The sequence below is a fragment of the Burkholderia sp. SRS-W-2-2016 genome (assembly GCF_001931485.1).
Taxonomy (GTDB): Bacteria; Pseudomonadota; Gammaproteobacteria; order Burkholderiales; family Burkholderiaceae; genus Paraburkholderia.
On the sequence record NZ_MSDV01000020.1, the window covers coordinates 59,403 to 73,111 of the forward strand.

Here is a 13,709-nt window from a genome sequence, read left to right on the forward strand (position 1 = left end):
GATGGCAAAAGAGATCCAGTTTGCCGACGACGCGCCGACGTTCGCGCATAGCCAGCAGTTCCAGGACATCAAGAACGCGGCGCACGAGCATCTGCTCACGCGTATCGAGGAGCTCGGCTCCGAGTTCGGCCGCTGGTCGCGTAACGCGATCAACCAGTTCGTCGACCTCGAGATGGACAGCTTCGTCAGGCTGCGCCGCATTCCGATCAACGAGAGCGAAGTGCGGCTGATCGCCGAGGCGCTGACCAAGGAGCTCGCCGGCTTCGGGCCGATCGAGGACCTGCTCGCCGATCCGGCCGTCGAAGATATCCTGATCAACGGCTACAACGACGTGTACGTGTCGCGCCACGGCATCCTCACGCGCATCCAGGTGCGCTTCGCCGACAACGCGCACCTGCTGCGGATCGTGCGGCGCATTCTCGCGCCGATCGGCCGGCGTCTGGACGAATCGAACCCGATGGTCGACGCGCGTCTGCCGAACGGCGGCCGCGTGAACGTGGTGATCGAGCCGCTGTCGATCGACGGGCCGATCGTGTCGATCCGCAAATTCCGCAAGGATCCGATGCGGCCCGACGATCTGCTCGCCAACGGCACCTACAACGCGGAGATCGGCGCGCTGCTCGAAGCGGCGGTCGCCGCGCGCTGCAACGTGCTGGTCGCGGGCGGCACGAGTTCGGGCAAGACCTCGCTGCTGAACGCGCTGGCGTTCCATATTCCGGATGCCGAACGGGTCGTGACGATCGAGGACACCGCCGAGCTGTCGCTGAACCACCCGCACGTGGTGCGGCTCGAAAGCCGTCCGGGCGGCTTCGACGGCGCCGGCGTCGTGACGATCCGCGACCTGCTGCGCAATACGCTGCGGATGCGGCCGGACCGCATCATCGTCGGCGAAGTGCGCGGCGGCGAAGTGCTCGAAATGCTGCAGGCGATGAACACCGGCCACGACGGGTCGATGGGCACCGTGCACGCTAGCTCGCCGCGCGAGTGTCTGTACCGGCTCGAAATGCTGGCCGGCTTCGCGGGCTTCCAGGGCACCGAGTCGAGCCTGCGCCGCCAGATCGCCAATGCGATCGACTTCATCGTGCAGATCGGCCGGTTGTCGAACGGCCGGCGGCGGATCCTGTCGGTGACCGAGGTCACCGGTCTGTCCGACAACATCATCGCGACCCAGGAGCTGTATCGCTACGAGCCGATCGTCACGGCCGAGGGCGAGGAACTCGATAACTGGGTGTCGCTCGGCATTCATCCGCATTCGCCGAAACTCGCGCGCTTCCGCCAGACGCTGGGCGGCCGCGACGCGGCGCAGGGCTTCGGCGGCGGTTTTGGCGGCGGCTTCGGAGGCGGCGGTGGCGGCGGCTTCGGCGGAGGCTTCAATGTCTAGCGCGATCCTGGTCTGCGTGGCGCTCGCGCTCGTGTGCGCGGCGCTAGCGCTGCTGCTGTGGCAGCGCGGCACGCAACGCAAAGGCCAGGCGAGCGTCGCACGCTATATCGATAGCCGGATGGCGTCGGCTGCGTTGCCGGCCGGCGCGGCGGCTGCTGGTGGGGTAGGCGGCATGAGCGGCGCTGCAACGGGCAATCCGCAGGGCGCGCCGCGTGCGGCGGCCGCGGCCCGCGCGTCGTCCCCATTGATCGCGCCGCAGCCGCCGGCGGCCAACGCCGACTGGCGCGTGCGCGCGCAGTACCTGTACGCGCGGGCCCGCTTCACCGTGCTGTACGCGCTGACCCGCGCGGGTCTGGCCGATGCGAAAGGCCCGCTGACGCTCGGCGCGCTGCTGGTGCTCGCGCTGTGCGGCTGGGCCGCGCTGGCGGGCGGCCTGATGGCGTTCTGCGCGACGCTGGTGGTCTGCGCGATGGGTTTCTATTTCCTGCTGACGATCCGCGCGGGCAAGCGCCGCCAGCTGATCGTGCGGCAACTGCCGCTGTTTCTCGACGGCATCGTGCGGCTCATCACGCTCGGCAACAGCGTGCCGGCCGCGTTTCAGGCCGCGTTGCAGAGCACCGACGCGCCGCTGCGCGACTGTCTCGACTACGTGTCGCGGATGCTGCGCACCGGCGTCGAAATCGATCGCGCGCTGTCGCAGGTCGCGGCGATCTACGGCGTGCGCGAACTCGAACTGGTCGGCGCGGTGCTGCGGCTGTCGGTCAAGTACGGCGGCCGCGCCGACGTGATGCTCGAACGGATGGCGTCGTTCATGCGCGATCTCGAACAGGCCGAGCGCGAACTGGTCGCGATGTCGGCGGAAACGCGCCTGTCTTCATGGGTGCTGGCGATGCTGCCGGTCGGCATCGGCGGCTTCCTGATCCTTTCCAATCCGAAGTATTTCGCGTCGATGTGGTTCGACCCGACCGGACGCCAGCTCGTCTATCTCGCGTTCGGCCTGCAACTGGTCGGCGCGTATCTGCTGTATCGCATGACGCGCCTGAGGGACTGACGATGCAAGCTCAACAACTCGTCGTTCTCGCTCTGCTGCTGGCCGCGCTCGGCGCGCTGCTGCTCGCGGCTCTGGTGCTCGCGCGGGTGGTGGCGGTGCGGCGCAGCGAACGCACGCTGCGCCAGGCGCTCGACGAACGCGCATTGCAAAGCGCGGCGCTCGCCGCGGCCGCGCGCGGCGCCGAGGGTGCGCAAGGCGGCGCGAAGCCGGCCCCGCGCGCGGCCCGGCCGCAAGGTTTCAAGGGACTGCTGGAGCGCTTCGCGCACACCGGCATGCGCTGGCTCGATACGCCGTTCGGCCGCCAGGTGGTCGCCGAGGAAGAGCGGCGTCTGCTCGAACAGTGCGGTTTCGTCGATACGCGCAGCCGCGGGCTGTTCCTGATCGCGCGACTGGCCGGCATGCTGGTGCTGCCGCTCGTGATCGGCGTGCTGCTAAGCGGCCACGTGGCCGGCGTGCGCTACGTCGCGTTCGTGCTGGCCGCGGCGATGGCCGGCTTCATGCTGCCGAAGTTCGTGCTGGCGCGGCGCGCGAGCCGGCGCCGCAACGGCGTCGTCAACGAACTGCCGCTGCTGGTCGATCTGCTGCGGCTGTTGCAGGGCGTCGGGCTGTCGCTCGATCAGGCGTTGCAGGTGATCGTCGCCGAGTTTCGCGGGATGCTGCCGGTGCTCGCGAGCGAGCTCGAAATCGCGCAGCGCCAGTTCGCGACCGGCCGCACTCGCGAGCAGTCGCTGAACCGGCTGTCGTCGAGTTACGACAACGAGGATTTGCGCGCGGTGGTGCGCCTGCTGGTGCAGGTGGACCGCCACGGCGGCGCGGTGCAGGAGCCGCTCAAGCAGTTCGGCGACCGGTTGCGCGAAGCGCGCCGCGCGATGCTGCGCGAGCGCATCGGCCGTCTGGCCGTGAAGATGACCGGCGTGATGATCGTCACGCTGCTGCCGGCGCTGATGATCGTGACCGCCGGGCCGGGCGTGCTGGCGGTTCAGCATTCGTTTCGCACGGCGAAGCATTGAGGATTGGCGATGATCGACTCTTTCCGTTCCGGGCAGTACCGGCAACCGCTGCGGGTCGCCGCGGCTTGCGCGGCCGCTGCGGCGCTGACGCTCATCGGCGCGTGCGCATCGAAGACGCCGCTCGGCTACGGCGTCGGGGCGCAGGCCGAGCGCGAGATGATGACCCAGCAGGCCGACAAGGCGCCCCCGCCGAACACACCGGGCATGTACCTCGGGCTGATCGACCAGATGCAGTCGCAGGGACTGTATTTCGCGTCGCTCGCGCATATCGACGCGTATGACAAACAGTACGGCGCGAGCCCCGATTCGATCCTGCTGCGCGCCGACGCGCTGCGCATGACGGGGCAAGCGGCCGCGGCCGCGAACGCGTATGGCGAGTTGCTGAAGACGCCGCTGGCGGCGCGCGGTTATCGCGGGCTCGGGCTGCTGGCGGGCGCGGCCGGCGACTTCGGGACTGCCGCGCAGCAATTGCAGCAGGCGGTGCAGCACGCGCCGACCGATCCGGCGACGCTGTCGGACCTCGGCTATGCGCGATTGCGCGACGGCGATATCGACGGCGCGCGCGTGCCGCTGATGCAGGCGGCCGAACTCGATCAGAAGAGCCCGAAGATCGTTGCGAACGTGGTGCTGTATCTGCTCGCGAGCGGCGGCGATGCGCAGGCGCTCGCGGTGATGGACCAGCAGCAGTTCACGCCGGAGGTGCGCGCGGCGATCCGCGGCGATGCGGCGAAGATCGCCGCGGCCGGGCGCGCGCATGCGCGCGCGACGCCGGCGCCGGGGGCGACACCGAATCAGGGGCAAGAGGCGGCAAAAGAACAGGGGCAGGCGCGGCCCGCCGCGGATGCGCGCACGGTCGCGAGCATGGGCAGCGAGCCCGCGCCGCGTCTGCTGCAGCGTTTCGCGCAGTAGGCGCGCGCGCTCGTCAGCGATACAGGGAGTGGACATGACAAACAGAACGGCAATCCGGGGTTGGCTCGCATCGATGCGAGGCGTGGGGGCGGTCGCGGCGGTGGTCGCGAGCGCGACGTTCGGCGCGACGCCGGGCTTCGCGCAAAGCGCGGGCGAGGAAGGCGCGGCCGCGCAGCCGGTGCAGCCGGTGCAGCAGGACGCGCAGCCGGTGGTGCGCAAGAGCGACGTCGGACCGTCGACGCTCGCCTGGCTCGACCTGCAGCGCAGCAACGCGCAGGCGGCGCCCGCGCAACCGATGCTCGGCGCCGAAGCCGGCCTCGCGTACAAGCGTTATATGGAGTCGTTCAAGAACAGGATTCCTGAGCACTACGGCTCGACGTTCAGCTCGGGCGGCAGCGGCGGCAGTGGCGGCAGCGGTTCCGGCAGCTCGGGCGGCGGCGGGTCGGGATCGGGCGGCTTGAACTGACATGCGTGCGGAACAACCGGTCCGGGCGGCGCACGCGGCCGCGAGCGGCGTGTCGCGTGAGCCTGTAGCGCAGGCTGCGGGTACGGCTGCGGCTACGGCTACGGCTGCGGCTGCGGCTGCGGCTACGGCTACGGCGCGGCACGCGCGCGGCTGGTCGCGGCGCGGCGCCATCGAGCGCGCGCGCTGCGGCGGCGGCCGGCGCCGGCAGCGCGGCTCGATCATGATGATCGCGGCGATCGCGCTCGGTCTGGCGATCGTCGCGCTCGGCGCGATCGACGTCGGCAACGTGTACTTCGTGCGCCGCTCGTTGCAGCGCACCGCCGATATGTCGGCGATGGCGGCCGTCCAGGTGATCAGCACGCCGTCCGGTTGCGGCGGCGCGCAGAACGCCGCGCAGCTGAACGCGCAGGCCAACGGCTTCACCGCCGACGGCGGCAACTACACGATCAGCACGACCTGCGGCCGCTGGGACACGAGCAGCAACACCTACTTCGGCAACAACGGCAACCCGCTCAACGCGGTGCAGGTGCAGTTGACGCAGAAGGTGCCGATGTTCTTCCTCACCGGCCCGTCGATCAGCGTCAGCGCGAGCGCGACCGCGCTGGCGTCGAATATCGATGCGTTTTCGCTCGGGACCGGCATCGCGTCGTTGAATACGCAGCAGTCGGCGCTGCTCAATGCGATTCTCGGCGGACTGCTGAAGAGCAGTATTTCGCTGAGCGTCGGCGATACGCAGAGTCTCGCGAGCGCGCATATCAAGCTCGACAATCTGCGCGTCGCGCTCGGCGCGGCGTCGATGCAGGGGCTCCTGAAGACCTCGGTCAGGTATGACGAGCTCGTGGTGGCGATGGTCAAGGCGTTGCAGGCCGGCGGCGATACCGTCAACGCGACGATCCTGCAGGCGCTCGCGGTGGATGTGCCGGGCGGCCAGAACATTGCGATCGGCGATAACGGCACGTCGGCGCCGGGCCTGCTCGCGCTGGGGCTCGCGAACGCGAATTCGGCGGCGACCGCGACGATCAACGCGCTCGATGCGGTGATGGTGGCCGCGCAGATCGCGCAGAGTAATCCGGATGGTTCGGCGGGGCCGGTGATCAATGTTTCCGCGGGGCTCGCGGGGATTGCGGCGGTTTCGTTGCAGGTGATCAATCCGCCGACGTTGGCGGTGGGCGAGGGCGGCACGAATAGCGACGGCAGCTATCGAACCATGGCGCGCGCGGCTTCGCTGAAGCTCGGCATCAGTCTGCCGGCGTTGTTGTCGAAGCCGATCCCCATCCTCGGTCTGGTCAATATCTCGGCGCTCAACAAGCCGATCGTGCTGACTTTGGCGGTGGCCCCCGCGGTGGCGGTATTGAGTTCGATCGATTGCGAAAGCTCGAAGGCGGCCACCAGCGCGACCATTAAGGTGACGCCGGGTGTCGCGCTGCTTTGTCTGGGCGGCAACACGACGTGCAGCTATGATCCGGTCTCGCAAACCGTCACGAAGCCGTCCGGCATCGATGTGATCTCGATCACCGACATGTTCGGCCATCCGATCACGAACCTCCGCCTGAGTGGTCTCGGTGTAGAGGCGACGCCCGGCGCGACGACGCTCGTGATCAACGGTTCGTCCGGCAGCTTCGACGTGACCAGAACCGTCAACTCGAACGCGCTCGGCAGCGACCTGTCGTCGTTGACCTCGGGCTTGCTGACCGCGTTGGGGCAGAACAACGTGCTGAGCCTCACCGTACTTGGCGCCGACCTGCTAGGCGCGCTCTCGGATGTTCTTTCCGCCGTCACCAGCGCCGTGTCGACATTGCTCAAGCCGATCTTCAGCCTCCTCAACACCGTGATCGTCCCCGTCCTGCAACTCCTCGGCGTGCAGATCGGCACCGCCACCGTCCACAACATGTCGCTGACCTGCGGCGTCCCGCAACTGGTCCAATAGCCTATCCAAGATTCCAAGATGAGAACCGCCACCAAAATCGAGGAACTCGATATCTACGTCTGGGAGGGCAAGGCCGATATCGTCGACCGCGTCGCGCGCTGCATGGCGAGCTTCGACGTCGAGGTGATCCGCGCGGACGATATCGCGATCTCCCCCGAGCGCACCGCGTTGCGGCCGTCGCTCGCGATCATCAGCGTGTCGGTGATCGACAGCGGCGCGCTGATCCTGCGCGACTGGCAGGCCGCGCACGGCATCCCGGTGGTGTGGGTCGGCGCCGCGCCGCGCGAGCACGATCCGGCCGCCTATCCGGCCGAGTACTCGCACATCCTGCCGCTCGACTTCACCTGCGCCGAATTGCGCGGGATGGTCACCAAGCTCGTGCTGCAGATGCGCGCGCACAGCGCGAAGACGCACGAGTCCGACGCGATGATCGCGAACTCGGAATGCATGCAGGCGCTGCTGCACGAAGTCGACACCTTCGCCGACTGCGACACCAGCGTGCTCGTGCACGGCGAGACCGGCGTCGGCAAGGAGCGCATCGCGCAGCTGCTGCACGAAAAACATAGCCGCTACGGCCAGGGCCCGTTCGTCGCGGTGAACTGCGGCGCGATTCCGGACGGCCTGTTCGAGTCGCTGTTCTTCGGTCACTCGAAGGGCTCGTTCACTGGCGCGGTGGTCGCGCACAAGGGCTACTTCGAGCAGGCCGACGGCGGCACGCTGTTCCTCGACGAAATCGGCGATCTGCCGCTCTATCAGCAGGTCAAGCTGCTGCGCGTGCTGGAAGACAGCGCGGTCACGCGGATCGGTTCGGCCACGCCGATCAAGCTCGATTTCCGGCTGGTCGCGGCCACCAACAAAAGCCTGCCGCAACTGGTTAAAGAAGGCACCTTCCGTGCCGATATGTACTACAGGCTCGCGGTGATCGAGTTGAAGATCCCGTCGCTCGAAGAGCGCGGCGCGGTCGACAAGATCGCGATCTTCAAGGCGTTCATCACCCAGGTGGTCGGCGCCGAACGGCTCGCGACGCTGCCGGATCTGCCGTACTGGCTCGCCGACGCGGTCGCCGACACGTATTTCCCCGGCAACGTGCGCGAGCTGCGCAATCTGGCCGAGCGGATCGGCGTGACGGTGCGCCAGATCGGCGCGTGGGATGCGGCGCGCCTGCAACGGCTGCTGGCGCTCGCGCGCAGCAGTCAGCCGGTGCCGGCGGAGAGCGTGGCCGAGGTGCTGGTCGACCGCAGCAAATGGGACATGGCGGAGCGCAATCGCGTGCTCGCCGCGCTCGATGCGAACGGCTGGCGCCGTCAGGACACCGCGCTCTATCTCGGTATTAGCCGCAAGGTTTTGTGGGAAAAGATGCGCAAATACCAAATTTTCGACGAAGAGCCCGAAACTCGCGAAAGTGAGTAATAATCGTCCGCTTTAATAAAACAAAAACCGAACAAGCAGGTAATTCATGGACCGAAAGTCGAAGCTTCGAGAGATTGCGCTGGCCGCATGCATCGTGCTGGGGGCAGCACAAGGCGCGCACGCGCAGGCTTTATCGAATGGCGGCGCGAGCGGCGCGGTCGTGTCCCAGCCGGGCACCACGACCGCCTTGCCGGACACCTCGCAGGCCGGGCAGGGGGAGACCACGGCGCTGACGCCGGATGAAAACCGCCAATCGGCGGCGGGCAATGTCGCGGAACTGCAGCAGATGATCCGCGGCTCGGAACTGAGCGAGCTGCGCACCACGTACAACGGCACCTACGGCGCGAGCCTGCTGTTCTACGGCAAGGAAATGACCTATTACGTCGCGCTGTTCCAGCAGAAAAACTTCTGGCGCGTGATCAAGACCCAGGACGTCGGGCGCGCGGAACTGATCTACAAGGATTTCGTGCGGCAGACCATGCAGCTGTCGGACGTCGAAATCCGTCGCACCCAGCTCGAAGCGCAGAAGGCGTTCACGCAGCGGATGATCGCGCTGTCGCAGGAGCGCGCGAGCCGCTTGCAGGCCGACCTCGACGTCGCGCGTCAGCAGCAGAGCATCGTCGCGAGCCAGCAGCAGCAGAAGCGCGCCGAAGCGACCGTGCTCGCGCAGCAGAAGGCGCAAGCGCAGGACCAGCTGCGTGCCGCGCAGCGTCAGGTGCGCGAACTGCAACGCCAGCTCGAGACCGGGCTGCCGCTGCATTAAGCGTCACGGTTTGACGCGCTGGCGCGCCACGCGCGCCAGCTTCCCGGCGTTCCCGCGTTCGGGATTTCCCATTCCCCTCGTTGTTCATTCCCGCGGCTCGATTCGACGGCTCGCGGCGGCGTCGTTGTGCGGCGTCGTTGTGCGCGTCGCCGGATGCATCGTTTGAAACCGGCTCCGGTCGCTTCGTTTTCCGGGTGTCGCCGTTTTTCACCGATGCAACCGGAGCACGCAATGCAAGCCGAAGCAAATCTCGCCGGCTACCGGCCGACCGTCACCCGGACGAAACCGGTCGACACGCCGCAGCCGGCGCCCGCGCGGCGGGTGCACGCGCGTCACGTCGTCGAAGCCGAACTGGAACACCTGGATTGGGCCACGCAGCAACCGGCGCTGCAGCTATTCGTCGCCGGCTACTGGAGGCGGCGGGTGCTGGCGGTGAAGGGGAGATTCGAGCTGACCGAACGGCAGCTGGCACGACTGGAGAAAATCCTGCAGCGCCTCGGTCCGGGTGCGGACTGATCGGCGCTGCCTTACCGGATAGGACTGGTGATGCGGCGGTGATGAAGCGCGCGACGCTGCGCGCGCTTATTCGTGATGGCCGCCGGAGCTGCCGCCGCCGTGGTTACCGCCATGATTGCCGCCGTGGTTGCCACCGTCGCCGCCGGTGCCGAACAGACGGCGGCGACGCGTGACGACCACCGGGCCGTCCGAATTGCCGCTGCGCTCGTTCGACGACGTGCGCTCCGACGGCGCGCCATACGATTCGCGCGGCTCACGCGGCTCCCGGTGTTCGCGCGAGCCGTGCGGGCCGCGCGCGCTGTGTTCGCCGTGCGACGGCCGGCCGGTGCGCGGCGCCGGCCGCGTGCCGGTGTCGAGCTGGATCGTGGAGATCGCGCGCTTGTAGATACCTTGCAGGCCGACCGGCGTGCGCAGCATCACCAGGTACTGATCGAACGACTCGATGCAGCCGGTCAGGCGAATGCCGTTGACCAGATAGATCTCGACGCGCTTTCGTTCCTTGCGCGCGGCGTTCATGAAGTCGTTTTGCGGATGCGATTCTGCGGAGGCCATGGAGAATTCTGGTTAGAGAGACGGTGGTTCGCCGCGATTCTACCCTGTGTGGGGGCAGAACGCGTCGCTGGTCCGAATTCTGTCCACTATAGCGGCTCGCGCGCAGATAAGCATCCGATAAGCGCGCACTGTAACGTTGAGTTACGAATCTGCTGGTCAATGGCGTGTCCGTCCGGGCTCTCCAGGCGCGGCCCGCAGCGCTGGCGGAAAAGGCCGGGCGCGCGGGGCACGGCGCACATTCGCGAGCCACGAAAAAATACTTTGGAATAAACCGCGCCGCCCCCGCGTTAAGCGCTATATGACGGCATCGCAGCGCGCGATCCGTCGCCCGCCTGGCCGATCCGCGAATCGGGCGCCGGGCATCCGTGAGGAGGATCAGATGAGAGCATTCCAGCTTCTGTCAGCACTGTTCGTGTTGCTCGCGCTCGCGTGCGGCACGCTCGCGAACGCCGCCGATAACGACAGCGCCGCGTCGAGCAGCAGCGGCAACAGCAACAGTAGCGGCGGCGGCTACTAGCGCCGCGCTCGCGTATTGCGCGCCGGGTGACATTCGAAGCGGAAGTGATCGCGTGGCTCCCGCAGTTGCGCCGCTATGCGCGCGCACTGACGGGCGAGCCCGCCTGGGCCGACGACCTCGTGCAGGATACGGCGGAGCGGGCGCTTGCGCGCTGGACGGCGTTCCGGCCGAACAGCAACCTGCGCGCGTGGCTGCTGACGATCCTGCGGCATCTGTATATCGATCAGTTGCGCGGCCGTCGCGAGATCGCGGTCGACGACGAAAGCGCGCCGTGGCGCAACCTCGAAGCGCCGCACGGCGAAGTCGACGGGCTGGTGCTGCGCGACGTGCAGCGCGCGCTGTACTGCCTGCCGCTCGAGCAGCGTGAGGTGCTGCTGCTGGTGGGAGTCGAGGAACTGTCGTATCAGGAGGCGTCGCGCGCGCTGGGCGTGCCGATCGGCACGGTGATGTCGCGGCTGTCGCGGGCCCGCGAGCATCTGCGCGCATTGCTCGGCGAAGACGCGCACGCGTTGCCGCGGGCGGCGGGCGAGGGCCCCGGCCAGGCCCACACGCAGGCCCACAAGGCCGCGCCGCTGAAAGTAGTGAGAAATCCATAATGACTAACGACGATCTCGACTCCGGGCTGCCCGAAGGGCTCGATTTACGCACGCTGTCGGCGTACGTCGATGGTGAATTGCCCGACGCACAGCGGGCCGCGATCGCCGCGCAGCTCGACGCGCATCCGCGGGCCGCCGCGCGGGTCGCCGCGTGGCGCGCGCAGGACGCGGCACTGCGCGCGTTGTGCGGGGTGCGGGCGCCACAGCAAACGCCACAGCAAACAACACCGCAAGCGGCGCAACAAGCGTCACAACAAGCGGCACAACAGACGCCGCAAGCGACGGAACAACCGGCGGCACGCGAGGAGAGCGGGGCGCGCGAGGAGACCTACCAGCGCGACCGCGCCGCGGTGCCGGCCGACGGCACCGTGCGTGCGCGACCCACCCCGTCACCCGATGAGCCCACCTATATCGTCGTGCGCCGCACCCGCCCGTGGTGGCAGCGCGTGGGTCTGGCCGCCTGCTGGCTCGCCGCCGGCGCCGGCCTCACCTTGGCCCTCGGGCCGCTCGCGCCGCGCCTGACCGGCGGCGCGTGGAGCGGCGCATGGGGCCGCTTCGGCGCGCAGCCGGCCGGCTTCGCGCAGCGCGCGGACGTCGCGTATGCGGTCTATTCGCCGGAGCGGCGTCATCCGGTCGAGGTCGCCGCGAGCGAAGAGGCGCATCTGATCAACTGGCTGTCGAAACGTCTGAACCGGCCGCTGTCGGTGCCGTCGTTGCAGGAGTATGGTTATTCGCTGGTGGGCGGGCGGCTGCTGCCGGGCGAGGCGGGGCCCGCCGCGCAGTTCATGTACGAGAACCAGGCGGGCGCGCGCCTGACGCTGTACGTCGCCGGCGGCACCCAGGACCAGACCGCGTTCCGGCTGTTGCGCGACGGCAATCGGCGCACCTTCTACTGGGTCAGCGACGGCATGGGCTATGCGTTGTCGGGCGCGATTGCGGAGGGCAAGCTGCGCGCGATCGCCATCGATGTCTGCAGCGCGCTCGGCGGCAAGCCGGAGGCGTGGCAGCAGTAGCCAAGGAGGCGCCGTGCCCCAGACCCTGCCGCCGAACCTGTCCGCCGCGCAGTTCGACCAGGCGCTGGCCGGCTGGCGCGCGATCGTCGGCGATGCGCAGGTGCTCACGTCCGACTCGAGTCTTGCCGCCTATCTCGATCCGTTCGCGCCGGGCGCGCCCGGCGAGTTCGCCGCGAGCGCCGCGTTGCTGCCCGCATCGGTCGACGAAATCCGCGCACTGCTACGGATTGCCAATCAATATCGAATCCCGCTGTGGACCGTGTCGACCGGACGCAACTTCGCGTACGGCGGCGCGGCGCCGCGTCTGAGCGGCTCGGTGGTGCTCGACCTGCAACGGCTGAACCGCATTCTCGCGGTCGATGAAACGCTCGCCTACGCACTGGTCGAGCCCGGCGTCAGCTACTTCGACCTGTATGCGCATCTGCGCGAGCACGGCTACAAGCTGTGGGTCGATCCGCCCGCGGCCGGCTGGGGCAGCGTGGTCGGCAATACGCTCGAACGCGGCTTCGGCTACACCGACTACGGCGATCACGCGGCCGCGCAATGCGGAATGGAAGTGGTGCTCGCGAACGGCGACGTGCTGCGCACCGGCATGGGCGGGATCGAAATCGGCGGCGCGTGGCAGCTGTATCAACCGGGCTACGGGCCGTCGTTCGATGCGATGTTCATGCAGTCGAACTACGGGATCGTCACGAAGCTCGGCGTGTGGCTGATGCCGGCGCCGCCCGCGTATCTGCTCGGCGAATTCCAGTTCCGGCACGAGGCCGATCTGGCCGCGATCGTCGAGATTCTGCGGCCGCTGCGGCTCGACGGCACGATCCGCAATCACGCGGTGATCGAGGGCGGTTTGCGCCGCGCGGCCGGCCTGTCCGCGCGCCGGCAGTGGTACGACGGCACGGGTGCGATGCCGGAGAGCGCGGTGGCGGCGATGCTGGAAAAACTCGGGGTGGGCCGCTGGAATCTGCATTTCGCGCTATACGGCGCGCCCGAAGTGATCGACGCGCGTTATGCGCTGATCGAGCGCGCGTTTTCGACGGTGCCGGGGGCGCGGTTGATGGCGGCGCGCTATGCGGGCGATGCGCAGCCGACCGGCGGCGGCGACCGCAACATGGCCGGCATCCCGGCGATGAGCGCGTTCCGGATGCTCGACTGGCGCGGCGGCGCGGGCGCGCATGTCGATTTCTCGCCGATCTGTCCGGCGAGCGGGGCCGACGCGCTGCGCCAGTACACGATGGTGAAAACGCGCGCGGCCGAATACGGCTTCGATTACTACGGCGGCTTCACCGCCGGCGCGCGGCATCTGCATCACATCTTCGCGGCGATTTTCGCGCGCGACGACCCGCGCCAGCGCGAGCAGGCCGGCGCGCTGCTGCGCTCGCTGATGAGCGACGCGCGCGCGGCGGGCTACGGCCAATATCGCGCGCATCTGGCGGTGATGGACTTCGCGGCCGCGCAGTACAGCTTCAACGACGGCGCGTTGTTGCGGCTGTCGGAAACGATCAAGGATGCGCTCGACCCGAACGGCATTCTGGCGCCGGGCAAGCAGGGGATCTGGCCGGCCGGGTGGCGGGACCGGCGCGGATATACGTGAGCGCGGG

14 protein-coding genes are annotated in these 13,709 nt (G+C 68.4%); 13 read left to right on the plus strand and 1 reads right to left on the minus strand.

Going from position 1 to position 13,709, the window contains the following annotated elements; translation table 11 throughout:
- Position 1: 1 nt before the first annotated feature.
- The 9 genes from BTH42_RS08835 to BTH42_RS08875 all read left to right on the plus strand — a co-directional run bounded on the left by BTH42_RS08835 (position 2) and on the right by BTH42_RS08875 (position 9,433).
- Entirely contained in the window at positions 2 to 1,381 is a 1,380-nt protein-coding gene (locus BTH42_RS08835) for a CpaF family protein (protein ID WP_075297998.1), read from the plus strand.
- On the plus strand, positions 1,374 to 2,432 hold the full coding sequence (locus BTH42_RS08840; RefSeq protein ID WP_075298000.1) for a type II secretion system F family protein: 1,059 nt from the start codon (positions 1,374 to 1,376) through the stop codon (positions 2,430 to 2,432). Before BTH42_RS08835 ends, BTH42_RS08840 begins: the two co-directional genes overlap by 8 nt.
- Positions 2,433 to 2,434: 2 nt before the next feature.
- Positions 2,435 to 3,442, plus strand: coding sequence for a type II secretion system F family protein (locus BTH42_RS08845; protein ID WP_075298002.1), 1,008 nt, complete (start codon positions 2,435 to 2,437; stop codon positions 3,440 to 3,442).
- A 9-nt stretch (positions 3,443 to 3,451) separates the two neighbouring features.
- Positions 3,452 to 4,351: a tetratricopeptide repeat protein gene (locus BTH42_RS08850; RefSeq protein ID WP_075298004.1), complete on the plus strand. Its 900-nt coding sequence runs from the start codon at positions 3,452 to 3,454 to the stop codon at positions 4,349 to 4,351.
- 34 nt (positions 4,352 to 4,385) lie between these two features.
- A complete protein-coding gene (locus tag BTH42_RS08855; RefSeq protein WP_075298006.1) occupies positions 4,386 to 4,817 on the plus strand; it encodes a DUF3613 domain-containing protein in 432 nt (143 codons plus the stop codon).
- Between the two features lies 1 nt (position 4,818).
- Positions 4,819 to 6,744, plus strand: a complete 1,926-nt coding sequence (locus tag BTH42_RS08860) for a TadG family pilus assembly protein (RefSeq protein WP_083654707.1) — start codon at positions 4,819 to 4,821, stop codon at positions 6,742 to 6,744.
- A gap of 18 nt (positions 6,745 to 6,762) precedes the next feature.
- Positions 6,763 to 8,154, plus strand: a complete 1,392-nt coding sequence (locus BTH42_RS08865) for a sigma 54-interacting transcriptional regulator (RefSeq protein WP_075298008.1) — start codon at positions 6,763 to 6,765, stop codon at positions 8,152 to 8,154.
- Between the two features lie 46 nt (positions 8,155 to 8,200).
- Positions 8,201 to 8,917: a DUF2968 domain-containing protein gene (locus BTH42_RS08870; protein ID WP_075298010.1), complete on the plus strand. Its 717-nt coding sequence runs from the start codon at positions 8,201 to 8,203 to the stop codon at positions 8,915 to 8,917.
- 321 nt (positions 8,918 to 9,238) lie between these two features.
- Positions 9,239 to 9,433, plus strand: coding sequence for a hypothetical protein (locus BTH42_RS08875; protein ID WP_178392140.1), 195 nt, complete (start codon positions 9,239 to 9,241; stop codon positions 9,431 to 9,433).
- A 66-nt stretch (positions 9,434 to 9,499) separates the two neighbouring features.
- On the opposite strand, the gene hfq is transcribed toward BTH42_RS08875, so the two are convergent.
- Complete coding sequence (gene hfq / locus BTH42_RS08880) at positions 9,500 to 9,985, minus strand: RNA chaperone Hfq (RefSeq protein ID WP_075298014.1); 486 nt, start codon at positions 9,983 to 9,985, stop codon at positions 9,500 to 9,502.
- Between the two features lie 379 nt (positions 9,986 to 10,364).
- Between hfq and BTH42_RS35375 the strand changes: the two genes are divergently transcribed.
- Genes BTH42_RS35375 through BTH42_RS08895 form a run of 4 tightly spaced genes read left to right on the plus strand, consistent with a single transcriptional unit; the run spans position 10,365 to position 13,702 of the window.
- A complete protein-coding gene (locus tag BTH42_RS35375; protein ID WP_178392139.1) occupies positions 10,365 to 10,502 on the plus strand; it encodes a hypothetical protein in 138 nt (45 codons plus the stop codon).
- Positions 10,503 to 10,528: 26 nt separating this feature from the next.
- Positions 10,529 to 11,098 carry an RNA polymerase sigma factor gene (locus BTH42_RS08885; protein ID WP_075298016.1) on the plus strand — a complete coding sequence of 190 codons (570 nt, stop codon included), beginning with the start codon at positions 10,529 to 10,531 and terminating at the stop codon, positions 11,096 to 11,098.
- Positions 11,098 to 12,111 carry an anti-sigma factor gene (locus tag BTH42_RS08890; protein ID WP_075298018.1) on the plus strand — a complete coding sequence of 338 codons (1,014 nt, stop codon included), beginning with the start codon at positions 11,098 to 11,100 and terminating at the stop codon, positions 12,109 to 12,111. Before BTH42_RS08885 ends, BTH42_RS08890 begins: the two co-directional genes overlap by 1 nt.
- Before the next feature lie 13 nt (positions 12,112 to 12,124).
- Entirely contained in the window at positions 12,125 to 13,702 is a 1,578-nt protein-coding gene (locus BTH42_RS08895; protein ID WP_075298020.1) for an FAD-binding protein, read from the plus strand.
- Positions 13,703 to 13,709: the final 7 nt, after the last annotated feature.

Coding starts and splice junctions, on each gene's coding strand:
- BTH42_RS08855 (WP_075298006.1), top strand. CDS start 4,386: ATGACAAACAGAACGGCAATCCGGGGTTGGCTCGCATCGATGCGAGGC.
- BTH42_RS08840 (WP_075298000.1), top strand. CDS start 1,374: ATGTCTAGCGCGATCCTGGTCTGCGTGGCGCTCGCGCTCGTGTGCGCG.
- BTH42_RS08860 (WP_083654707.1), top strand. CDS start 4,819: ATGCGTGCGGAACAACCGGTCCGGGCGGCGCACGCGGCCGCGAGCGGC.
- hfq (WP_075298014.1), bottom strand. CDS start 9,985: ATGGCCTCCGCAGAATCGCATCCGCAAAACGACTTCATGAACGCCGCG.
- BTH42_RS08865 (WP_075298008.1), top strand. CDS start 6,763: ATGAGAACCGCCACCAAAATCGAGGAACTCGATATCTACGTCTGGGAG.
- BTH42_RS08850 (WP_075298004.1), top strand. CDS start 3,452: ATGATCGACTCTTTCCGTTCCGGGCAGTACCGGCAACCGCTGCGGGTC.
- BTH42_RS35375 (WP_178392139.1), top strand. CDS start 10,365: ATGAGAGCATTCCAGCTTCTGTCAGCACTGTTCGTGTTGCTCGCGCTC.
- BTH42_RS08890 (WP_075298018.1), top strand. CDS start 11,098: ATGACTAACGACGATCTCGACTCCGGGCTGCCCGAAGGGCTCGATTTA.
- BTH42_RS08845 (WP_075298002.1), top strand. CDS start 2,435: ATGCAAGCTCAACAACTCGTCGTTCTCGCTCTGCTGCTGGCCGCGCTC.
- BTH42_RS08870 (WP_075298010.1), top strand. CDS start 8,201: ATGGACCGAAAGTCGAAGCTTCGAGAGATTGCGCTGGCCGCATGCATC.
- BTH42_RS08835 (WP_075297998.1), top strand. CDS start 2: ATGGCAAAAGAGATCCAGTTTGCCGACGACGCGCCGACGTTCGCGCAT.